This window comes from Agromyces selenitireducens (assembly GCF_052748465.2).
In genome coordinates this window covers 1342196-1363398 of record NZ_CM188259.1, presented here as the reverse complement: position 1 = coordinate 1363398, position 21203 = coordinate 1342196, and the positions used below count along the sequence as shown (strand labels likewise).

Genomic DNA, 21203 nt, shown 5'->3' with positions numbered 1-21203 from the left:
GTCACCCGGGTTCGGAAGGGTGGTTCGACCACGCCTGTCCTGTCACCGTAGTCCCCGGGGTGCCGGATGTCACGGGGCGTTCGTCAACTGGCAGGGAGCTCTCCGGGATGCGCCGCGGCGTCTGGGCGAGGACGGCTGCGGCGTGTACTGTTCCGCCGGCGGAACGGATGGCGCGCACCGCCTCGGCGAGCGTCGAGCCGGTGGTCACGACGTCGTCGACGAGCACGAACGTCCGCCCGTCCAGCCGCGACGTGGGCACCATCGACCCGGCCGAGTTCGCCCACCTCGCCTCGCGTCCGAGCCGCGCCTGATCGAGCCGGCCGGCGGAGGTCCGCAGCACGTGCGCCGCGTGGAACCCGGCGTGCGCGAGCAGCAGGCGCACGGGATCGTACCCGCGCTCGCGTCGCGCGGCCGGGGTCGAGGGCACGACCGCGGCCTCGAGCGCCGACGACGCCGGCGGCGCGCCGGCCGTCGCGCACGCCGCGGCGAGCGCGGCGCGCAGTGCGGGCGCCAGGGCCGGTGCGGCATCCGTCCGCTGCGCGTCCTTCATCGAGCGGATGGCGCGGGCCGCGGCATCCGCGTACTCGAGACCAGCCCACGCCTCGAGCCCGCGCCACTCGGGGAGGCCGGGGCGCGTCACCGCGACGGGTGCGGGCGCGAGCCGGAGGCGGCAGTCGTCGCAGACGGAGCGGTCCGGGCTGCCGCAGCCGGCGCAGTCCACGGGCAGCGCGAGCGCGAGCGCGTCGAGCAGGGCGGCGCGCGCGGCGCGGGCGACTCGGTGCACGGCGGCCATCGTGCCCGGCCCACGGCGCGACCTCCGTTCGCACGCGGTTCCGGGGCGCACCGTCGACCCGCGGCGGTCTGTGGAGGACGGGTCGCGGCTCAGCCGGACTGCTGCGTGGCGATGAACCGCACGTCGCGGTCCTGCACCTGCCAGCCGACGCCCGCGCGCGTGGCGAGGTCGCCGTCGATGGTGAGCACCCGCAGGTCGCGCTGGCTGTTGGCGCCGTCGATCTGCACCGCGCCTTCAGGTGCCTCGCCGGCCGTGTCGGGCGCCCCGATCTCCTGCAGGCCGATGCGCGCCCCGGACCCCGATGCGCTGAGCACTCCGACCGTGCCCGGGTCGAGCCAGGCGAGGTCGAGCGGTTCGCCCGAGGTTCCCGCGAGCTCGAGCGCGACGGGTCCGAGCGCGACCGGCAGCCCTGCCTCGTCGCGCTGGACCGACGCGACGACCACGCGCGTCCGCCCGCCGTCGGCGAGGAGCGCGGCGATGCGCGTGCCGTCGCGCGACAGTTCGATCGACTGGATGCGCGAGGCGCTCCACGGCACGGCGATCTGCTCCGACGCGCTGCCGTCGACCGCGAACCAGGCGAGCGCGTCGGGGGCATCGGCCGGGACCGACCACACCACGTCGTCGACGTCGAGCGCGGGCACCACGAGTCCGTCGCGCGGATCGAGCGGCACGGGGTCCTCGTCGGCCCGGACGAGCCACACGCCGTCGGCGGCGCGAACCGCGGCCGCGTCGTCGCCGGGCCCGAGGGCCGCCCCCGTGGGCTCGAGCGCGACGACCTGCTCCGACACGCCCTCGATGGGCTCGATCTCGTCGCCGGAGCCGGACAGGAAGCCGAACGTCTCGCCGTCGTAGACGAGGGCGCGCGGGTCGATGCGCTGGGTGCGCTCGGGCTCGGCGGCGAGGTCGGGTACCTGTTGCGTCGTCCCGTTCAGCGAGAGCTGCACGGTCCGCACGTTCCGGACGCCCGCGAGGCTCTGCTCGAGCTGGTACTGCATGCGCTGCAGGGTGAGCAGGTTGTCGAAGGCCACGCCGGCGAACGAGACCTCGGCGACGCCGTCGTTGACCGGGACCGTCGCGGGGTCGAGCGTCACGTCGTCCGGGATGGCCGACACGACGCCCGGCGCCAGCCACTCCGCAGGCCCCGCCAGAAGTGCGCGGACGATGCTCGTCTGCGCCGACTCCCGGCCGGCGAACCAGCGCACGTCGGGCACGACGAAGCGGAACTGGGGGTCGAAGAACGCGAGGGTGTACTCGCGGTAGACCAGCTGGAACGTGGTCTCGTCGATGAGCAGTCCCTCCGGCGCGCGTGAGATGCGCCACTCGCCGTCGACCTGCTCGAAGCCGTACTCGAGCTGCACGGGCGCGGTGGTGGCCGCCTCGAGGTACTGGCCGTTCGGCGCGAGGGTCCCCGAGGGCACGGTCTGCACGCGGATCGCGTTCTCGCCGAGCTGGCTGAAGCTCCGATCGGCGAGGACGTCGATGATCGTCCCCGCATCGGAGGCCCATTCCCCCGCGAAGGCAGGGGTCAGGTACTCGCGCGCGATCTCGTAGTTGCCGCGCGGGCTCGCCGCGGCCTCGATGAAGCCGTCGAGGATCTGCTGCTGCGTCTCGCCGCCCTGCGGCTTGCGGACCAGCACGTCGAGGTCGACCGGCTGCTCGGCCGGTCGCGCCACGCCGGGATTGACGGTGCCGCTCGACGGGATCGAGGCGCAGCCGGCGAGCGCGGCGACGAGCGCGGCCGCGACGACCGCGGCGACGTGACGGGCGGTGCTACGCATCGTGGACCTCCCTGACGGCGGCGGTGTCGGTCTGGTGCGCGGCCGGCGCTCCGGGCCCGGTCGCGTCCGGGTCGTCGGGCTCGAGCGGCAGCGGCGGCACGATCGGCCCGACACCGCGACGGCGCGGCAGCGTGAGCCGGAACACGGTGCCCCTCCCCTGCCTCGACCACACGTCGATCGTCCCGCCGTGCACGACCGCGTCCTCGAGCGAGATCGCGAGGCCGAGGCCCGTGCCCCCGATACTGCGACGGCGGCTCGGATCGGCGCGCCAGAACCGGTCGAAGACGTGCGCGGCGTCCTCCTCGGTCATCCCGAGCCCGTAGTCGCGCACCGACAGCGAGACGGCCGACTCGTTGCTGTCGACGGAGACGACGATCGGTCGGCCCTCGCCGTGCTCGATCGCGTTGCCCAGGAGGTTGCGCACGATGCGGCGGATGCGACGCGGGTCGACGTCGGCGTCGAGATGCCCCCCGGGCGCATCGAGCCGCAGTTCGCTGCCACGCTCGGCCGACAGCTGGTGCATCGACTCGATCGTCTCGCCCGCGAGGTGCACGAGGTTCGTCGGCTCCGTCGAGAGCTCCACCGAGCCGGCGTCGTACCGGCTGATCTCGAGCAGGTCGGCGAGCAGGTTCTCGAAGCGCTCGGTCTGCGTCCGCAGCAGCTCGACGGTGCGCGCCGTGGCCGGCCGGAAGTCGTCTCGCTGCCCGTCGAGCACGTCGCCGGCGAGCCGGATGGTCGTGAGCGGCGTGCGGAGCTCGTGCGAGACATCCGACACGAAGCGCTGCTGCATGACCGACAGCTCGGCCAGCTCGCGGATTCGGGACTGCAGGGTGTCGGCCATGCCGTTGAAGGATGCCGCGAGCGTGGCCAGCTCGTCCTCGCCCCTGACCGGCAGTCGTACGCCGAGGTCGCCCGCCGCCAGCCGGCGGCTCGTCGCCGCAGCCGCACGGATGGGCTCGATCACCCAGCGCACGACCAGGAGCGTGATCGCCGAGAGCATCGCGATGAGGGCGACCGCGCCGACGGCGCCGGTCGCCTGCATGAAGGACAGCGTCTGGGCTGCGTCGGCGAGGTCGTAGCCGATGTAGAGCTCGTAGAAGCCGGCACCGGGGATCTCGAGCTGCGAGCCGACGACGATCCCCGGCACTGATCCGCCCCGGCCGTCGACGAGTTCGACGGACTGCCAGTACTGCCCGTCCGGGTTGGCCTGCACGCGCTCGCGCAGGTCGGCGGAGATCCGCCCGCCGAGATCGGGGCTCAGGAAGTCCGGCGGGGCGATCGCCGCCGGCGTCGTGCCGGGCGCCCGGAACAGCGCGATGTCGGCGCTGCCGGACACGCCCGTGACAGTCTGGAGCGCCGAGCTCGTCACCGCCTGCACCGACGCCCGGTCCGACGCATCCGACGCCTCGAGCAGGAGCTGGGCCGCGACGGACGCCGTCGCCGACGACGCGAGCACGCGGTCGACCTGGTCCTGGAACAGGTTCGATGCGACGGTGAACGAGATCGTGAAGCCGATCACGAGGATCGCCAGGCTCGACAGGCCCAGCGTGATGAGCACGGTGCGGAACTGCAGCGAGCGCCGCCAGAGCGTGCCGAGGCGGCGGGCCTGCGCGCGCCCCCACCCGACGGCACGCGCCGCCGGATTCGCCGCCGCCGTCATCGCACGGCTCCGCTCAGGTGGTCGCGCCGGCGCGGTACCCCACGCCGCGCACGGTCATGACGATCCGCGGGTTGTCGGGGTCGTGCTCGACCTTGGCGCGCAGCCGCTGCACGTGCACGTTCACGAGCCGCGTGTCGGCCTTGTAGTGGTAGCCCCAGACCTGCTCGAGGAGCATCTCGCGCGTGAACACCTGCTGCGGCTTCGAGGCGAGCGTCAGCAGCAGGTCGAACTCGAGCGGGGTCAGGTTGATGCGCTCGTCGCCCCGGCGAACCTCGTGGCCGGCGGCGTCGATGACCAGGTCGCCGATCGAGATCGTCTCGACCGTCGATTCCGGCGCGGGGCGCAGCCGGGTACGGATGCGTGCGACGAGCTCCTTCGGATTGAACGGCTTGACCATGTAGTCGTCGGCACCGGACTCGAGCCCGCGCACGACGTCGGACGTGTCGCTCTTCGCCGTGAGCATGATGATCGGCGTGCCGGACTCGGCGCGGATCCGGCCGCAGACCTCGATGCCGTCCATCCCCGGGAGCATGAGGTCGAGCAGCACCAGGTCGGGCTTCGACTCGCGGAACGCGGCGAGCGCGCCCGAACCGTCGGCGCAGAACGACGGGTCGAACCCCTCGGTGCGCAGCACGATGCCGATCATCTCGGCGAGGGCCGTGTCGTCGTCGACGACGAGTACGCGTGGCGTCATCCGTTGCTCTCCGTGGGTGCCGGCTGGGAACCAGTGGATCCAGCGTAGTCGGTCGCCGCATCGGACCGGCCGGGCGGGCCGGCCTGTGGCAGCATTGGGGAATCCCCCGGAGAAGGAGCGCTGGCACCGTGCCCGACCACGACTGGAAGCCGCCCGCGGGCGACCGCGACGACGCCACGGATGCCGCGGGCACGCCCTACGGCCCCGACTCCGCCTCGCAGGCGGGCTCGGCTCCCGCGGCCGCGCCCGGATCGGCGCCGCCGATGCCGCCGCCCCTTCCGCCGTCCGCTCCCCCGCCGTACGGCGCGCAGCCCGGCTACGGCCCCCAGCCGGGCTATGGCGCGCAGCCCGGTTACGGCATGCCCGGACCGGCCGCATGGACCCCGCCGCCCAGGCCCGGCCTCCTCCCCCTGCGCCCGATGTCGTTCGGCACCCTGCTGTGGGCGCCGTTCCGCACGCTGCGCCGCAATCCCGCCCCCGTGTTCGGCACGGGCCTCGTCGTGCAGCTCGTGTCGGCCATCGCCTCCGCGGCGGTGTTCGTGCCGCTGTTCGTCTGGATCTTCGGCCGCGTCGAGACCGCGAGCGAATCCGACCTCGACGCGGTCCTGTCGGGCGCGGTGGGCTGGGTGATCCTGCTCTCGCTCGTGCCGATCGCCGTGTCGGTCGTGGCGGCCGCCTTCCTGCAGGGCGTCATGGTCGTCGAGGTCGCGAGCGGCACGATCGGCGAGAAGCTCACGTTCGGCGCTCTGTGGCGCCGCGCCGCGCGGCGCATCGGCCCCCTCATCGGGTGGACCCTGCTCGTCGGCGCCGCCGTGATGATCGCGTTCGGGGTGCTGGTCGGCGGCGTCGTCGCCGCCGCGTTCATCTCCCCGGAGGCCGCGGTCATCGCGGGCCTCGTCGCGTTCGTCGCGGCCCTCGGGCTCGCGGTGCTCGGCGCATGGATCGGCACCAAGCTCGCACTCGTGCCGAGCGTCATCGTGCTCGAGCGCGCCGGGATCGGCCAGGCGATGCGGCGGTCGTGGACCCTCACGAACGGCAACTTCTGGCGCACGTTCGGGCTCATCGTGCTCGTCAGCCTCATCCTCGGGTTCGCGGCCAACGTCGTCGTGCAGCCCATCTCGTTCCTCGGGACCATCCTCGCGAGCATCCTCGACCCGGCCCTCGGCGACACCTACCTGGCCATCTCGATCGGCACGACGATCGCCACGCTCGTGCTGTCGATCCTCATCGGCGCGATCACCTCGGTCGTGCAGGCCGCACTCATCGCGGTCATCTACATCGACCTGCGGATGCGGACCGAGGGGCTCGACCTCGAGCTCGAGCGCCACGTCGAGGCGCGCGACGCAGGGGCGACCGTGTCCGACCCGTACGAGGCCGTGCCCGCGTCGGCCGGTGCGACGTCGGGCTCCGCGCCGACGGGTCCCGGCCCGACGTGGTCCTGACCGGCCCGGTGCGGTTCGAGCCGCCGCTCGACCCCGACGCGCCCGAGGCGCGCCGGTGGGTGCTCGACGAGCTGGCGAAGCCCGAGTACCGCGCGGCCGAGCCGACCGCGTTCGACCTGTTCGCACAGGCCGTGCGCGACTGGTTCGTGGGCCTCTTCGAGGGCGCCGGCGGACTGCCCATGCCGGCGCTGGCGCTCATCGCGGTGCTCGTCGTGGCGGCGCTGGTCGCGATCGCGCTGCTCGTGTTCGGCCTGCCGCGCTTTCGCCGTCGAGCGGGCGCCCCCGTGCCGCTGTTCGACGACGGCGACCTGCGCGACGCCGCCGCGCTCCGACGATCGGCCGCCGCTGCCGCCGCGGCCGGCGACTGGGCGCTCGCCGTCGAGGAGCGCTTCCGCGCGATCGTGCGCTCGCTCGTCGAGCGCGAGCTCGTCCGCGTGCATCCGGGAACCACCGCGCACGGCATGGCGGATGCCGCGGCCGGGCCGTTCCCCGACCGCGCCGGCGCACTCGAGTCCGCCGCGTCGGACTTCGACGCCGTCCGCTACCTGTCCCGGCCCGGGACCGAGGCGCAGTACCGGCGCGTCACGGAGCTCGAGGCCGACCTGGCGGCGGCGCGACCGGCCACCGGTGCGAGCGACGAGCTCGCCGCGCCGCTCGCGGGAGGCGACGCATGACCGCCGCGTCCCCCGCCGAACGCACGGTCCCCGCCCCGGCCGGCGGGCCGGGCACGCCGAGCCGCGCGCTCACACCGGGCCTGCGCGCGCTCGTGCGCCGACGCCGCACCTGGATCGTCTTCGCGGTCGTGCTGGTGCTCGGCGCGCTCGTGCTCGCGTTCATCCAGGGCCTCGCGCGCCCGTCCGGCCCGCCGCTGGGCAGCGACAACGCCGCGCCCGCCGGCGCCCGCGCGCTCGTGCAGGTGCTCGAGGCGCAGGGCGTCGACGTCCTGCAGGCGGGCACGCTCGACGAGGCCGAGCACGCCGCGCGGGGCGGTGCGACGGTGTTCCTCCACGACGGCCTCGGCCTGCTCGACCGCGAGGGGCTCGCCCGCCTCGCGCGGGCGAGCGACCGGCTCGTCGTCGCCGCACCCGACTTCGCCGCGCTCGAGGTGCTCGCTCCCGGCGTGCGACTGGCGGGCTCTGCCGACGGCGTGCTCGGCGAGGTCACGTGCGAACTGCGCGCGGCGGTACGCGCGGGCGAGCTGTCCGACGGGCAGGGGCTGCTCACGGTCGACGCCGACGCCGCGGCATCCGGCGTCGCGGGCTGCTTCGCCGACGGCGAGGCGTTCGCCGTCGTCACCGGCACCGCGCCCGACGGCGCCGAGGTCGCGCTCGTGGGTTCGACCGCGCCGTTCGCGAACGACACCGTCGACGAGTCGGGCAACGCGGCGCTCGCCATCGGCCTGCTCGGCGCGGTCGACGAGGTCGCCTGGTACCTGCCCGGTCCGGCCGACGCGGATGCCGCCGCCGCGCCGACCATGCAGGAGCTCATGCCCGGATGGGTGAGCCCCGTGCTCGTCCTCGCCCTCGTCGTCGTCATCGCCGCCGGCATCCAGCGCGGGCGCCGCTTCGGCCCGCTCGTCGTCGAGGACCTGCCCGTGCACGTGCCCGCCGGCGAGACCGGCGAGGGCCGCGCGCGCCTCTACGCGCGCTCGTCCGCGCGGGCCCGAGCGCTCGACCAGCTGCGCATCGGCACGATCCGGCGCCTGCAGGACCTGCTGCGGCTGCCGCGGTCGGCGCACGTCGACCTCGTGGTCGCGGGCGCGGCCGGCGCGAGCGTCCGTGACGCGGCATCCGTTCGCCGCCTGCTCGTGGACGACCTGCCCCACGGCGACCGCGACCTCGTGGCGCTCGCTCGCGATCTCGCCGACCTCGAACGCCGCGTCCGCTCCGCGCTTCGCCCCGGCCCCACCGACGCTCCCGCACCGACAGGAAGGCGACCATGACCGACCCGCACCACGACGACGCGCCGCACGACGACGCGCAACTGCGCACCGCACTCGACCGCGTGCGGACCGAGGTCGGCAAGGCCGTCGTCGGCCAGGACGGCGCCGTGACCGGCCTCATCATCGCGTTGCTCGCCGACGGCCACGTGCTGCTCGAGGGCGTGCCCGGCGTCGCGAAGACCCTGCTCGTTCGCACCCTCAGCCGCACGCTCCGGCTCGAGACGCGCCGCGTGCAGTTCACGCCCGACCTCATGCCGGGCGACATCACCGGGTCGCTCGCCTACGATCCGCGCTCGGGCGAGTTCGCGTTCCGCGAGGGGCCCGTGTTCACCAACCTGCTGCTCGCCGACGAGATCAACCGCACACCGCCCAAGACCCAGTCGGCCCTGCTCGAGGCAATGGAGGAACGCCAGGTCTCGGTCGACGGCGTCACCCGGCCGCTGCCCGCGCCGTTCCTCGTCGCCGCCACCCAGAACCCGATCGAGTACGAGGGCACCTACGACCTGCCCGAGGCGCAGCTGGACCGGTTCCTCATGAAGCTCGTGCTCGACGTGCCCGAGCGCGACGCCGAGGTCTCGGTGCTGCGCCGCCACGCCGACGGGTTCGACCCGCACGACCTCGCGGCGGCGGGCGTCGAGCCCGTGCTCGGGGCGGCCGAGCTCACCGCCGCGCGCGCCGCAGCCGGACGCGTCGGCGTCGGCGACGACGTGCTCGCCTACGTCGTCGACCTCGCGCGCGCGACCCGGCGCAGCCCCTCGATGCGCCTCGGCGTGAGCCCGCGCGCCGCGACGGGGCTCCTCGCCGCGGCGAAGGCGTGGGCGTGGCTCACGGGCTTCGAGAAGGTCACGCCCGACCACGTGCAGGCGATGCTGCTGCCCGTGTGGCGGCACCGCGTGCAGCTGCGGCCCGAAGCGGAGCTCGAGGGAGTGTCCGTCGACCAGGTGCTGCGCGGCATCGTGCAGCAGGTGCAGGTGCCGCTGTAGCGATGACCGTCACCGGCCGGTTCACCATCCTCGTCGCCCTCGGCGTCGTGCCCGTCGTCCTGCTCGGCGGCGACGCCGGAGCGGCCTGGGCGGCGCTCGCCGGGTGGCTCGTGCTCGCGGTCGGGCTCGGCGCGCTCGACCTGTCGCTCGCCGCCTCGCCCCGCCGCGTGGCCCTCACGCGCGACCTGCCCGACCGCCTGCGGCTCGGCGAGACGGCCGAGTCCGTGCTGGTCGTCCGCAACCTCGGCGAACGGATGCTGCGCGCCACCGTGCGCGACGGCTGGTCGCCGTCCGCCGGCGTGCACGGCCGCAACCGGGCCGGCGTCGACGTGCCGCCCGGCGAGGGCCGCCGGATCGTGCAGCGCCTCACCCCCACGCGCCGCGGCGACCGGCGCACCGACGCGGTCACGGTCCGATCGCACGGCCCCCTGCGGCTGTGGTCGCGGCAGGCGACGCTCGCCGCGTCCGGGCGCCTCCGCGTGCTGCCGCCGTTCCACTCGCGCGCGCACCTGCCGTCGCGGATCACGCGCCTGCGCGAGCTCGACGGCCGCACGCCGCTGCTCATCCGCGGCCAGGGCACCGAGTTCGACTCGCTCCGCGAGTACGTCCGCGGCGACGACGTGCGCTCGATCGACTGGCGGGCGACCGCCCGCCGCTCCGATCCCGAGCAGCCCGGCTCGATGAGGCTCATGGTGCGCACCTGGCGCCCCGAGCGCGACCGGCGCATCGTGATCGTCGCCGACACCTCGCGCACCGCCGCCGCGCGCATCGGCGACGAGCCCCGGCTCGACACCGCGTTCGAGGCGTCGCTGCTGCTCGCCGCGCTCGCGAGCCACGCCGGCGACCGCGTCGACTTCCTCGCGTGGGACCGCCGGCTCCGCGGGCGGGTGCACGGCGCGAGCGGACCTGCGCTGCTCGGGCGCATGGTCGACGCGATGGCGGGCATCGACGCCGAGCTCGTCGAGGCCGACTGGACCGGTCTTCCCGCCCAGGTGCGCCGCGTCACGAGCCGCCGCGCACTCGTCGTGCTCCTGACGGCCGCCGACTCCCCCGGCAGCGCCAGGGGCCTGCTCGCGGCGCTGCCCCAGCTCACGGCGCGCCACAATGTCGTCGTGGCATCCGTCGCCGACCCGGCTCTCGCCGACGCGGTCGGACGGCGCGACGAGCTCGCCGACGTGTACGCCGCCGCCGCCGCCGAGCGGTCGCGACTCGATGCCGACCGGGTCGCCGCGGCGATCCGCAGCCTCGGCGGCTCGACGGTCAGTGCGTCGCCGCACGAGCTGCCCCCCGCCCTCGCCGACCACTACCTCGCGCTGAAGGCCGCCGGGCAGCTCTGATCTCGGCCGGGGGCCGGTGCTCAGCCGGCGACGGCCCGCCGAGCGCCCGCGTCGAACGCCGCGAGGTCACCGGTCTCGCCCGCGAGCGCGGCCCGGCGGCCGAGCACGAGCATCCACACGAGCAGCCACGCCAGCGCCAGCGCGCCGATGCCGATCTTCACGGGCCACGGCCACGGTGCGGGCGTCACGAACCCCTCGACCAGTCCGGCGACGAGCAGGAAGAACGCCAGCCCGACCGCGATCGTGAACAGCGCCCGGGCGTCCTCGGCGAGCGCCTGCCCGCGCGTGCGCGCCCCCGGCGCGACCCAGGCCCAGAAGATGCGCAGGCCGGCCGCCGCGGCGACGAAGACGCAGGTCAGTTCGAGCAGGCCGTGCGGGGCGATGTAGAGGAAGAACGTGTCGGCCTCGTCGTAGGCGAACATCACCGCCGCGGTGACGCCGAGGTTCTGGGCGTTCTGGAGGATCACCCACGGCACCCATACGCCCGTGATGCCGAACGCGACGCACTGGGCGGCGATCCAGGCGTTGTTGGTCCACACCGCCCCGGCGAACGACGCGGCCGGGTTCTCGGAGTAGTAGGCGACGAAGCCCTCCTCGGCGATCTGGCGGAGCTCCTCCTCGGTGCCGACGTTCACGAGCACGCGCGGGTCGGCGAGGGCCCACGCCGCGTACAGTCCGGCAACCACGAACGTCGCGGCCGCCACGGCGAGCGTCAGCCACCGAACCCGGTACAGCGCGGCGGGCAGGTGCACGAGCGCGAAGCGCGACAACTGGCGGAGCGGGTCCTCGGGCGCGCCGGTGAAGCGGAGCCGGGCCCGCGCGAGGGACACCGAGAGCCGGTCGCCGAGCGACGTCGACCCCGCCGTCGCCTGCACCAGCGACAGGTCGGACGCGGCGGCCTGGTAGCGCTCGATGAGCTCGTCGGCGCGCTCGCCGTCGAGCCGACTGCCGCGTGAGAGTGCGTCGAGCCGCTGCCAGTCGTCGTGGCGGGCTGAGGCGAGCGCGTCGAGGTCCATCTGCTTGAATACTAGCCATGCCGGAACCGACCGCCCCAGTCCGGTCGGCGAGCGTGCGCCCCGACGACGAGGCCGTGCTCACGGGCGAGGCCGTCGCGCTCGACGTGCGCCCCGCGAGCGCGGTCATGCGGGCCGGCGGCGCCGCGATCGACGTGGTCGTGACCGTTGCGCTCGGCCTCGCGGCGCTGCTCGCGATCGCGGGCCTCGAACTCGATGCGGCCGCCGGCCGCGCACTCGGCGTCGCGGTGATCGTCGCGCTCCTCGTCGTGCTGCCGACGACCGTCGAGACCGCCAGTCGCGGCCGCTCGCTCGGCAAGCTCGCGCTCGGCATCCGGGTCGTCCGCGACGACGGCGGCGCGATCGGGTTCCGGCACGCACTCATCCGCGCACTGGTCGGCGTGCTCGAGATCTGGCTCACCCTCGGCGGGCTCGCCGTCCTCGTCGGCTTCCTGAACCCCGATTCCAAGCGGCTCGGCGACATCCTCGCGGGCACGCACGGCCAGGTCGAGCGGGTGCCGCGCTACGAGCCGCTCGCGTTCGGCGTGCCCGCGCCGCTCGCCGGCTGGGCCGCCGTGGCCGACGTCGGCCGGCTGCCCGACCCGCTCGCACGCCGCGTCGCGTCGTTCTTCCGCAATGCCGCCCACCTCGCGCCCGCGAGCCGCCACCGCGTCGCGCAGTCGCTCGCAGCCGAGGTCGCGCCGTACGTCTCGCCCGTGCCGGCCGCCGAGCCCGAACTGTTCCTCGCCGGCGTCGCCGCGCTCCGGCGCGAGCGCGACCTGGCCGCACTCGCCCTCGAGCAGCGGCGGATCGATGCACTGCGGCCGGTGCTCGAGTCCCGCCCGATCGGCTTCCCCGAGCGGTAGGTCGCGCGACGCCCGCGGCGCGGCTCCTCGACCCGCACGAGACGCTGCGCGGCACTCAGTACCGGTAGTGGTCGACCTTGTACGGCCCGTCGACGGGCACGCCGATATACGCGGCCTGCTCCGGAGTGAGGACCGTGAGCTCGACCCCGAGCGCATCGAGGTGCAGTCGCGCGACCTTCTCGTCGAGGTGCTTGGGCAGCACGTAGACGCCCACCGGGTACTCCTCGGGCCGGGTCCACAGCTCGATCTGCGCGAGCACCTGGTTGGCGAACGAGTTGGACATCACGAACGACGGGTGGCCGGTCGCGTTGCCCAGGTTCATCAGGCGCCCCTCGCTGAGCACGAGCACGCTGCGTCCGTTCGGGAGGCGCCACTCGTGGACCTGCGGCTTGATCTCGACGCGCTCGGCCCCGTCGAGCGACTCGAGCGCGGCCATGTCGATCTCGTTGTCGAAGTGGCCGACGTTCGCGACGATCGCGAGGTGCTTGAGCCCGAGGAGGTGCTCGAGGCGCACGACGTCCTTGTTGCCGGTACCGGTGACGAGGATGTCGACCTGGTCGACCACCGACTCGAGCCGAGACACCTGGTAGCCGTCCATCGCGGCCTGCAGGGCGTTGATCGGGTCGATCTCGGAGACGATCACGCGCGCGCCCTGGCCGCGGAGCGCCTCGGCGGCGCCCTTGCCGACGTCGCCGTACCCGGCCACGAACGCGACCTTGCCGCCCATGAGCACGTCGGTGGCACGGTTCAACCCGTCGGGCAGTGAATGGCGGATGCCGTACTTGTTGTCGAACTTCGACTTGGTGACGGAGTCGTTGACGTTGATGGCCGGGAAGAGCAGCTGCCCGGCGGCGTGCAGCTCGTAGAGGCGGTGCACGCCCGTGGTCGTCTCCTCGGTGACGCCCCGCAACTCGGCGGCGATCCGCGTCCAGCGGTCGGTGCTCGCCTCGAGCGAGCGGCGCAGCGTGTCGAGCACGACGCGGTACTCGGGCGTCGCGTCATCCGTCGCCACGGGCACGGAACCCGCCGCCTCGAACTCGCGGCCGCGGTGCACGAGCAGCGTGGCGTCGCCGCCGTCGTCGAGGATCATGTTCGGGCCGATCCAGTCGGCGCCCGCCGCCTCGGCCTCGGCCGACCAGTCGAAGATGCGGTCGGTGCACCACCAGTACTCCTCGAGCGTCTCGCCCTTCCACGCGAACACGGGGACGCCCTTCGGCTCGTCGACCGTGCCATCTGGCCCGACGACGACCGCGGCGGCGGCCTCGTCCTGCGTGGAGAAGATGTTGCAGCTCGCCCAGCGCACCTCGGCGCCGAGCGCGGTGAGGGTCTCGATGAGCACGGCCGTCTGCACGGTCATGTGCAGGCTGCCGGCGATGCGCGCGCCCGCGAGCGGCTTCGAGACGCCGAACTCCTCGCGCAGCGCCATGAGGCCCGGCATCTCGTTCTCGGCGAGGCGCAGCTGGTGGCGCCCCGACTCGGCGAGCGAGAGGTCGGCGACCTTGAAGGGCAGGGCGGATGTCGCGGTGGAGGTGGCGAGGGTCATGGCGTCCATTCTCGCATCAGGTCGCGCCGCGGCATCCGACCGCCGGAGGCGGCGCTCAGGCGCGGATGAGCGCGAGCACCTCGTCGCGGATGCCGGCCATCGTCGCGGCGTCTTCGCCCTCGACGTTCAGGCGCAGCAGCGGCTCGGTGTTCGAGGGGCGCACGTTGAACCACCAGAACGGCTCGTCCTCGGCGGTGACGCCCGTCACGGTGAGCCCGTCGAGCTCGTCGAAGTCGGCACGGCCCGTGAACGCCTCGACGATGCGCGCGTACGCCGCGGGGACGTCCTGGACGGTCGAGTTCACCTCGCCCGAGATGGCGTACGGGGTGAACCGAGCGGCGAGCTCGGACAGGGACGCGGACGCGGCCTGTCCGCCGAACTCGGCCAGCAGGTGCATGGCCGCGAGCATGCCGTTGTCGGCGCCCCAGAAGTCGCGGAAGTAGTAGTGCGCCGAGTGCTCGCCGCCGAAGACGGCGCCGGTCTCGGCCATGCGGTCCTTGATGAGCGAATGGCCCACGCGCGTGCGCACCGCGACGGCGCCGGCCGCCTCCACCGCCTCGGGCACGAAGCGCGAGGTGATGAGGTTGTGGATGACCGTCGGGTGCTCCTCGCCGAGGGCCCGCACCCGGGCGACCTCGCGCAGTGCCACGATGGCCGCGACCGCCGACGGGTCGACCGCCTCGCCGCGCTCGTCGACGACGAAGCAGCGGTCGGCGTCGCCGTCGAACGCGAGGCCGAGGTCGGCGCCGTGCTCGACGACCGCGCGCTGCAGGTCGACCAGGTTGGCCGGGTCGAGCGGGTTCGCCTCATGGTTCGGGAAGGTGCCGTCGAGTTCGAAGTAGAGCGGCACGATCTCGAGGGGCAGGGCGGGCAGGCCGGCGGCCTCGCCGAGCACCGCGGGGACCGTGAGCCCGCCCATGCCGTTGCCGGCATCGACGACGACCTTCAGCGGGCGGATGCCGCGGAGGTCGACGAGCGCACGCAGGTGGCCGGCGTAGTCGGCGAGCACGTCGGCCTCGCGGATCGTGCCCGGCTCGGCGACTGGCGTCACGCCGCCGGCATCGAGGTAGTCGCCCGCGCGGTCGCGGATCGCGGCGAGCCCGGTGTCGAGCGAGATGCCCTGCGCGCCCGCGCGCGAGAACTTGATCCCGTTGTACGCCGCCGGGTTGTGGCTCGCGGTGAACATCGCCGCGGGCGCGTCGAGTGAGCCGGACGCGAAGTAGGTCTCGTCGGTCGAGCACAGCCCGATCGCCACGACGTCGGCACCGCGCGCCGTCGCGCCACGCGCGAACGCCGACGAGAAGGCCGGAGACGAGTCGCGCATGTCGTGCCCGACGACGACCCGGCCGCCCGCCGCGCCCACCTCGTCGACGAACGCCGCACCGAGCGCCTCCACGACGTCGTCCGTCAGCGACTCCCCCACGATCCCGCGGATGTCATAGGCCTTCACGCTGGCGTTCAGGCGCGCGCGAGCGCCCGAGGAAAGGGGGGGATTCATGCCGTGAACCCTACCTCACCGAGAGTGACGTGCCGAATGATCTGCCACCCCCGCGGGGCGGACGTCCGCTCGGCGTGGCGGGCGCAGAGATCGTACGAATGCGGCTCCCGAGTGAGGGCCAGCGGACCGAGCACCGCCATCGAATCGGCGTAGTCGTACGTCAGCGTCGCGACCGCCTCGGCGGCGCATGCGGTGCGCGAACAACGTCTCATGGCGACCCCAGCGTAGCGAGCGGGCGCGCCGCTACAGTGGATTCCATGCCCCGCTCACGCCGTGTCGCGACGCCCGCCTCGGCGCGCCGCCTCTCGCGCGACCGGCACGGCCGCGGCATGCGCTCCGCGGTCACCGGTCCGCACCTCGAGCCGCTGCGCACGCGCATCGAGGAGTTCGACGTCACGGTCGCCTCGACCGCCGCGTACCTGCGCGGTCTCTGGCCCGACCTCGAGGGCGTCGTGTTCCAGGTCGCCGACGCGCCGGCGGAGGCCGTCCACGACGACCACGTCGACCGCTGGAAGGTCTACCGCGGCGAGCGGCGCATCGTGTTCTTCCGTCTGCCGATCGTCCGCTTCCTCCGCACGCAGGAGGGCGAGGAGAAGGACGAGCGGCTGCTCATCGAGAGCTGCGTGTTCCGTGCGGTCGCCGAGTTCCTCGACCGCGACCCGTGGGAGCTCGCACCCGGTCGCTACCGGCACCTCTGAACCGACGCCGCATCACTGCGGGTAGACCCGAACGGGTGCGTCGAGCGGCCCGGGCGGCGCGACCGGCATGGCCGCGATCGCCTCGGGTTCGCCGAACGTGACGGCGGCGTGGAGCCCCTGCGCACCCTCGAGCACGACCCGCTCACCCGGTCGAAGGTCGACGGATGCCGCTCCGCCCCCGCCGATCGACACCTCCTGCTCGGCGGCGCCGACGAGGACCGTGGCCGTGATCGCCTCGTCGCCGGGGTTCACCAGGTGCAGCACCGGCGAGGGCGCCTGCGGGACGGCGACGGCCGCCCGGTCCAGCAGCGGACCGGTCGCGGGATGCCATGCGAGGTCGGCCTGGATCGGATCCTCGCCGGCGCGGAGGACGGTCGAGCGCGCGGCCGCCACGACGGGAGCGTCGGCCTCGACCACGAGCGTGTAGCGGCCCGCGGCGAGGACGCCGAGCGGGACGTCGCTGACCTGGCCGTCCACGAGCGTCACGTCGACGGCGCCCGACTCCGTGCCGTCCGCGCCGATGACGCGCACGGTCGCGGCGACCTCGCCGCCGCCCGGGGCGTAGAGCCGGATCGCCGGGTGGTCGTCGCCTTCGGCGTGGTCGTCCTGCGGGTCGACCCCGCGACCGTCGACGATCGTGAATCCCGGGATCACCTGGCGTTCGGCGGGCAGCGCGGTGGGCGTGGAGAGCTCGACTCCGGCGGCATCCAGGCCGAGTACGACCGAGTGCTGCAGGGCCGCCGCGATCGGGGCGCCGGTGCTCGTGACATGCACGACAGTGGAGCGGATGTTCGGCGCGAGGCCGGCCAGCGAGACCACGCGCTGCGTTCCGGGCGGCACCACGATCCCGAGCGCTCCCGGGGCGTCGACGGGGCCGGTCTCGCCGTGCACGCGCACGTCGACGGTGGACGCGACGAGGCCGGGGTTCGCGAGCAGGACCAGTCCCGAGCGCCCGACGTCGGTGGCTCCGGCGACGAGCCAGGAGTCGGCGGCGGGCTCGGCGCACGCCGCGGCGGCGAGCCCGGACACGGACTCGGCCGACGCCCGCTGCGCCTGAGCTCCGGCGAGCATGCCCCCCTCGACGGCGCCCGGCTCCGCCGAGATCGCGAGCGGCCCGCCGTCGGCGGACGCGGCCGCGTCGTCGGGGGCCTCGATGGGCGACTGGTCGACGACCGCGTCGGCCGGATCGGCGGAGATCGCGACCGAGGCCGCGCCGAACGACGACGCCGACGTCGCGTCGGACGCGTCGCCCGCGAGTTCGAGCAGCGGCCCGGGGCACACGCGCAGCTGCCGGCTCTCGGCGGGCTGGACGAGGGCCGACGGCGGCTCGACGGCGAGGGTCGGCCGGGGCACGAGCATGCCGGCGAGCAGTGCCGCCGCGGCCGCGCCGGCGACGGCCAGCGCCGCCGCCGTGCGCCCGGCACCGCGCAGGAGCGCCTTACGGTTGACGCGCATCGTCGTCGCCTCCCCTGCTCGTCGCATCCGCGGATGCTGCGGCGGTCGCCGTTCGCTCGTCGGCTTCCGGTCCGGGCGGCGGCGACGTCGTCGTCGGGCCGGCACCCGCCGGTGCGGCCGGTTCCGGGCCCGCATCGGGCTCCGCCGCCTCGGCGGGGATCGGCCGGTCGGCCACAGGCCGACGCGGCCCGCGACGTCGGGGGCGTCGCGTGCGCCGGCGGTGCGGAGGACGCCGGTCGGGCTCGCGCCCGCCTCCGGTCGGGATCGACAGGAGGAGCGCCGAGCCGAGCACCACGAGCTGCCCGGCGATGACCCAGCCGGCCTCGGCCGGCGGCTCCGGAATCTGCGCGCCGGGGGCGTCCACGCGAGCGTCCGTGAAGCGCCACAGCGTCCCGAAGTCGGTCTCGCCGACCGGGACGACCTCGGCGTTCGCGTCGAGGGCGACGCGAGCCCGTCGCTCGACGGCGGCGGCTCCCGCCTCGTCGCCGGCCGGTCCGAGCAGCACGAACGACAGCCCGAGCTCCTCGACCGCGGCGGAGGCGTCGTACCCGCTGCGCGAGACCAGGTTGCCCGCCAGGGAGGCGACGGCCTCGGTGGTCGGGCTGAGCTCGTCGCGCGTCGCCGCGAGGGTGGACTGCACGTCGAGCGTGGCACCGCTCCCGCGTTCGACGGTCGAACGGATGCCGCCGTCCGAGGTCGGCTCGAGCCGGAGCGTGCCGACGCGAGGATCGGCGGCCGACTCGGCGACGACGAAGGCCGGGAGGGTGCGCTCCGGCGCCGGCCCGACGGCGGTGCGGCCGAGGGCCAGCGCGACGAGGGTCGGCGCGACCGCGACCACGGCGAGCACGCCGACGAGCACGGCGGCGGGCGCAGCGCCGCGCGGCAGCGCCTCGAGCGCGAGGACGGCGGCCGCGACGAGTCCGAACCACATGAGGCTGAGGGCCGAGCCCGTCCACAGGGGCACCGAGGCGTCGCCGGCCGCGGCGACCTCGACGCTCGACGCGACCACGGCGGTCGCGTAGCCCAGCGCGGCGAGTCCGAGCGCGAGGAGCCCGCCTCGCCACCGGCGCGACGCGACGACGGAGACCGCGGCGATCGCGAGGGGGGCGAGCACGGCCCCGACGACGACGGGTGCGGGTACGGCGGTGACGACGAGGCCGCCGAACGCGTCCTCCCAGCGCCCCCAGGTCGCCGACGCCTGTCCCAGTGCGGCCTGCACTTCGGACGGGACCGACGAAGGCCGCTGCACGCCGGGGTCGGCGAGCAGTCCGAGGGGCGTGCCTCGGGAGACCTGCTCGACGATCAACGGCAGGAACAGGGCGAGCGCCGGGATGGGGATCCCCGCGAGCCGTACGGCGGCGCGACCACTGAGCGGGAGCGCGACGATCCACGCCAGCACGAGTGCCGGAGCCAGGGTCGGGGCGCACGCGACGACCGCCGCGAACACGAGCGAGGCGGCTGCGGCGGCGGCCCACGAGGTGGCCGCCGCGAACATGAGCACGGCGAGCCACGGCAGCAGGAGATGCACAAGCACGGCGCCCGGCCGGCCGGCGGCGAGCGAATCGAGCAGTGGCGGGGCGGCCGCCCAGGCCACGCCGCCCAGCACGCGCAAGGCGGTTCGCTCGGTGAGCCGGGCGACGGCGAACCAGCCGCCGAGGCTCGCGAGCGGGATGGCCAGGAGCCAGAGCGCGAGGATCGCCCAGGACGGGTTCCAGAACGTCGCGCTGCCGAGTACCGCCAGGATCCCGGCGAACGGGTCGGCGGCTCCCATGAAGCCGCCGCCGACGTCGCGCCATCCGTAGGCGGCGCTGCGCCAGAGCGTCGCGACGTCGTCCGAGAGGGGCAGGAGCGCCCCGCCGGCGATCCCGCCCGCGGCGAGGAGCGGCGCGAACACGATCGCCGAGGCGACGAGCGCCCCGAGGAGCACCCAGCCGCCGCCGGTCGCGAAGAACTGCGCGTCCTCGACTCGGCCACGGGCCCGCTGGCGCCGCACCTCGGCGGCCTGCTGGCGTCGAAGCCGGACCTCGTCGCGGCGGATCCGGAGCGGCGCGATCGTCGACCACGAGGCCGCCCGTGTCGCGGCCGCACGCCGGCGGGACCGGAGGACGCGGCCCGGCGTGGACATGACCTCGAGCGCGGCGCGGAACTCCCCGGGGATCGCGCCGGGCGTCTTGACGAGCAGGTGCCGGACGGACCGGCCGATCGCGATGGGCAGCAGCGCGAGCCAGTGCAGCGGCACGAGCGCAGCGGGAGCCCACGCGAGCCGACGGTGCAGCCGGGCCGTGCGTGCCTCGCGTGCGCGTCGCCGCGCGGCCCGACCGCCCGTCGCGGACCCCGGACCGGCCACGCCCTCGTCGGCGAAGCGGATCCGCGCGGCCGGCACCGCGACCACGCGACTGCCGGCGAGACGGGCGCGCACGCCGAGGTCGAGGCCGTCGTCGACGACGGGCAGCGCCGGATCGAGGCCGTCGAGGCTCCGCCAGAGCGCGTGCCGGACGAGCATCCCGGCGGCGTCGCCGCCGAGCACGTCGGAAAGGTCGTCATGCTGGCCCTGGTCGAGTTCGTCCTCGACGACCGCGAGGCTCCGCCCGCTGCGGGTGACGGAACGGCCGAACCGCAGGATGCGCCCGGGATCGTCCCAGCCGACGAGCTTCGGCACGGCGATGCCCGCCGTGCGCGCGGTCGACAGGACGCCGGCGAGCGCCTCGAGTGCACCCGGCTCGGGTGCGGAGTCCTCGGTCAGCAGCCAGAGCGCATCGTCGCCCGTGCCGGGCGCGTCGAGCGTGGACTCGATGGTCTGCACGGCCTCGCCGAACGGCCTCGGCGACTCGAGCTGCACCACGCGGTCGGGGTGGGCCGCCTCCACGAGGGCTCGGGTCGCCTCGTCGCTGCGCATGAGCACCACGGCGAGCGAGTCGACCGGTCGCCGCTGCGCGCGGATGGCGTCGAGCGTGGCATTGAGGCGGTCGCCGCCGTGCTGAACGACGAGGACGGCGGTGACTCTGGGGAACATCGGGGCAAGCCTAGGCGGCGCACCCCGAGGCATCCGTCATCGCATCGGGCGTGCCATGATTCGGCACGCCGTACGCCCCGGCGTTCAGCCGGCCTGGCGGCGCAGCTTTCGGCGCTCGCGCTCGGAGAGTCCGCCCCAGATGCCGAACCGCTCGTCGTTGCCGAGCGCGTATTCGAGGCATTCGGAGCGCACCTCGCAGCCGGAGCAGATCTTCTTCGCGTCGCGCGTGGAGCCGCCCTTCTCGGGGAAGAACGCCTCCGGATCCGTCTGCGCGCACAGCGCGTCGGTCTGCCATGCCAGTTGATTGTCGTCGTCGTCTGCGACCCCGCGAACCCCCGGAACGCCGAGCCGCACAGGGTCGACGAACCAATCCTCAGGTACCCCAGAACGATATTCAGGCTTGCCCATATCGTCTCCCACCCAGTTGTACCGACATCCCCGAGGGGTGTGTCTCGACCAATTACACCGGTGTAATTCCGCTGAGTCAA

18 protein-coding genes are annotated in these 21203 nt (G+C 74.6%); 7 read left to right on the top strand and 11 right to left on the bottom strand.

All coding sequences use genetic code 11. From position 1 onward, the window contains the following. Position 1: 1 nt before the first annotated feature. The 4 genes from ACULK4_RS06345 to mtrA all read right to left on the bottom strand — a co-directional run bounded on the left by ACULK4_RS06345 (position 2) and on the right by mtrA (position 4925). Positions 2-784, bottom strand: a complete 783-nt coding sequence (locus ACULK4_RS06345; protein WP_445965289.1) for a ComF family protein — start codon at positions 782-784, stop codon at positions 2-4. Between the two features lie 98 nt (positions 785-882). Beyond that, positions 883-2571 (bottom strand): LpqB family beta-propeller domain-containing protein, encoded by a 1689-nt coding sequence (locus ACULK4_RS06340; RefSeq protein WP_445965288.1) that lies wholly within the window; start codon positions 2569-2571, stop codon positions 883-885. Next, positions 2564-4231, bottom strand: a complete 1668-nt coding sequence (gene mtrB / locus ACULK4_RS06335) for an MtrAB system histidine kinase MtrB (RefSeq protein ID WP_445965287.1) — start codon at positions 4229-4231, stop codon at positions 2564-2566. Before mtrB ends, ACULK4_RS06340 begins: the two co-directional genes overlap by 8 nt. A 13-nt stretch (positions 4232-4244) precedes the next feature. Then, positions 4245-4925, bottom strand: a complete 681-nt coding sequence (gene mtrA, locus ACULK4_RS06330; RefSeq protein ID WP_445965286.1) for an MtrAB system response regulator MtrA — start codon at positions 4923-4925, stop codon at positions 4245-4247. Between the two features lie 128 nt (positions 4926-5053). Here mtrA and ACULK4_RS06325 point away from each other — a divergent pair, with 128 nt between their 5' ends. The 5 genes from ACULK4_RS06325 to ACULK4_RS06305 are packed head-to-tail and all read left to right on the top strand — an operon-like array spanning position 5054 to position 10629. Then, positions 5054-6367, top strand: a complete 1314-nt coding sequence (locus ACULK4_RS06325) for a DUF7847 domain-containing protein (protein WP_445965285.1) — start codon at positions 5054-5056, stop codon at positions 6365-6367. Next, positions 6358-7041, top strand: a complete 684-nt coding sequence (locus ACULK4_RS06320; protein WP_445965284.1) for a DUF4129 domain-containing protein — start codon at positions 6358-6360, stop codon at positions 7039-7041. Before ACULK4_RS06325 ends, ACULK4_RS06320 begins: the two co-directional genes overlap by 10 nt. Then, positions 7038-8309 carry a DUF4350 domain-containing protein gene (locus ACULK4_RS06315; protein ID WP_445965283.1) on the top strand — a complete coding sequence of 424 codons (1272 nt, stop codon included), beginning with the start codon at positions 7038-7040 and terminating at the stop codon, positions 8307-8309. Before ACULK4_RS06320 ends, ACULK4_RS06315 begins: the two co-directional genes overlap by 4 nt. After that, positions 8306-9292: an AAA family ATPase gene (locus ACULK4_RS06310; RefSeq protein WP_445965282.1), complete on the top strand. Its 987-nt coding sequence runs from the start codon at positions 8306-8308 to the stop codon at positions 9290-9292. Before ACULK4_RS06315 ends, ACULK4_RS06310 begins: the two co-directional genes overlap by 4 nt. 2 nt (positions 9293-9294) lie before the next feature. Further along, positions 9295-10629 carry a DUF58 domain-containing protein gene (locus ACULK4_RS06305; RefSeq protein WP_445965281.1) on the top strand — a complete coding sequence of 445 codons (1335 nt, stop codon included), beginning with the start codon at positions 9295-9297 and terminating at the stop codon, positions 10627-10629. Positions 10630-10649: 20 nt separating this feature from the next. Here the strand turns inward: ACULK4_RS06305 and ACULK4_RS06300 are convergent, their stop codons facing one another. Continuing rightward, on the bottom strand, positions 10650-11645 hold the full coding sequence (locus tag ACULK4_RS06300) for a stage II sporulation protein M (RefSeq protein WP_445965280.1): 996 nt from the start codon (positions 11643-11645) through the stop codon (positions 10650-10652). A 17-nt stretch (positions 11646-11662) separates the two neighbouring features. Between ACULK4_RS06300 and ACULK4_RS06295 the strand changes: the two genes are divergently transcribed. After that, positions 11663-12508, top strand: a complete 846-nt coding sequence (locus tag ACULK4_RS06295) for an RDD family protein (RefSeq protein ID WP_445965279.1) — start codon at positions 11663-11665, stop codon at positions 12506-12508. A gap of 55 nt (positions 12509-12563) precedes the next feature. On the opposite strand, the gene ahcY is transcribed toward ACULK4_RS06295, so the two are convergent. From ahcY to ACULK4_RS06280, 3 genes are read right to left on the bottom strand one after another with little or no spacing between them, the layout of a single operon-like run. Next, on the bottom strand, positions 12564-14051 hold the full coding sequence (gene ahcY / locus ACULK4_RS06290; RefSeq protein WP_445965278.1) for an adenosylhomocysteinase: 1488 nt from the start codon (positions 14049-14051) through the stop codon (positions 12564-12566). A gap of 55 nt (positions 14052-14106) precedes the next feature. Further along, positions 14107-15549, bottom strand: coding sequence for a phosphomannomutase/phosphoglucomutase (locus tag ACULK4_RS06285; RefSeq protein WP_445965277.1), 1443 nt, complete (start codon positions 15547-15549; stop codon positions 14107-14109). Further along, positions 15546-15761, bottom strand: a complete 216-nt coding sequence (locus ACULK4_RS06280) for a DUF3499 family protein (RefSeq protein WP_445965276.1) — start codon at positions 15759-15761, stop codon at positions 15546-15548. Before ACULK4_RS06280 ends, ACULK4_RS06285 begins: the two co-directional genes overlap by 4 nt. Before the next feature lie 45 nt (positions 15762-15806). Between ACULK4_RS06280 and ACULK4_RS06275 the strand changes: the two genes are divergently transcribed. Further along, positions 15807-16247: a hypothetical protein gene (locus ACULK4_RS06275; protein ID WP_445965275.1), complete on the top strand. Its 441-nt coding sequence runs from the start codon at positions 15807-15809 to the stop codon at positions 16245-16247. Between the two features lie 12 nt (positions 16248-16259). On the opposite strand, the gene ACULK4_RS06270 is transcribed toward ACULK4_RS06275, so the two are convergent. From ACULK4_RS06270 to ACULK4_RS06260, 3 genes are all read right to left on the bottom strand, one after another. Continuing rightward, entirely contained in the window at positions 16260-17729 is a 1470-nt protein-coding gene (locus ACULK4_RS06270) for a DUF5719 family protein (RefSeq protein ID WP_501043364.1), read from the bottom strand. Then, positions 17686-20715 (bottom strand): glycosyltransferase, encoded by a 3030-nt coding sequence (locus tag ACULK4_RS06265; protein WP_445965273.1) that lies wholly within the window; start codon positions 20713-20715, stop codon positions 17686-17688. The genes ACULK4_RS06270 and ACULK4_RS06265 overlap by 44 nt, the downstream gene beginning before the upstream one ends. A gap of 84 nt (positions 20716-20799) precedes the next feature. Continuing rightward, a complete protein-coding gene (locus tag ACULK4_RS06260; protein ID WP_336572884.1) occupies positions 20800-21123 on the bottom strand; it encodes a WhiB family transcriptional regulator in 324 nt (107 codons plus the stop codon). Positions 21124-21203: the final 80 nt, after the last annotated feature.

Coding starts and splice junctions, on each gene's coding strand:
- ACULK4_RS06340 (WP_445965288.1), bottom strand. CDS start 2,571: ATGCGTAGCACCGCCCGTCACGTCGCCGCGGTCGTCGCGGCCGCGCTC.
- mtrB (WP_445965287.1), bottom strand. CDS start 4,231: ATGACGGCGGCGGCGAATCCGGCGGCGCGTGCCGTCGGGTGGGGGCGC.
- mtrA (WP_445965286.1), bottom strand. CDS start 4,925: ATGACGCCACGCGTACTCGTCGTCGACGACGACACGGCCCTCGCCGAG.
- ACULK4_RS06315 (WP_445965283.1), top strand. CDS start 7,038: ATGACCGCCGCGTCCCCCGCCGAACGCACGGTCCCCGCCCCGGCCGGC.
- ACULK4_RS06310 (WP_445965282.1), top strand. CDS start 8,306: ATGACCGACCCGCACCACGACGACGCGCCGCACGACGACGCGCAACTG.
- ACULK4_RS06305 (WP_445965281.1), top strand. CDS start 9,295: ATGACCGTCACCGGCCGGTTCACCATCCTCGTCGCCCTCGGCGTCGTG.
- ACULK4_RS06300 (WP_445965280.1), bottom strand. CDS start 11,645: ATGGACCTCGACGCGCTCGCCTCAGCCCGCCACGACGACTGGCAGCGG.
- ACULK4_RS06295 (WP_445965279.1), top strand. CDS start 11,663: ATGCCGGAACCGACCGCCCCAGTCCGGTCGGCGAGCGTGCGCCCCGAC.
- ahcY (WP_445965278.1), bottom strand. CDS start 14,051: ATGACCCTCGCCACCTCCACCGCGACATCCGCCCTGCCCTTCAAGGTC.
- ACULK4_RS06285 (WP_445965277.1), bottom strand. CDS start 15,549: ATGAATCCCCCCCTTTCCTCGGGCGCTCGCGCGCGCCTGAACGCCAGC.
- ACULK4_RS06280 (WP_445965276.1), bottom strand. CDS start 15,761: ATGAGACGTTGTTCGCGCACCGCATGCGCCGCCGAGGCGGTCGCGACG.
- ACULK4_RS06275 (WP_445965275.1), top strand. CDS start 15,807: ATGCCCCGCTCACGCCGTGTCGCGACGCCCGCCTCGGCGCGCCGCCTC.
- ACULK4_RS06270 (WP_501043364.1), bottom strand. CDS start 17,729: ATGCGACGAGCAGGGGAGGCGACGACGATGCGCGTCAACCGTAAGGCG.
- ACULK4_RS06265 (WP_445965273.1), bottom strand. CDS start 20,715: ATGTTCCCCAGAGTCACCGCCGTCCTCGTCGTTCAGCACGGCGGCGAC.
- ACULK4_RS06260 (WP_336572884.1), bottom strand. CDS start 21,123: ATGGGCAAGCCTGAATATCGTTCTGGGGTACCTGAGGATTGGTTCGTC.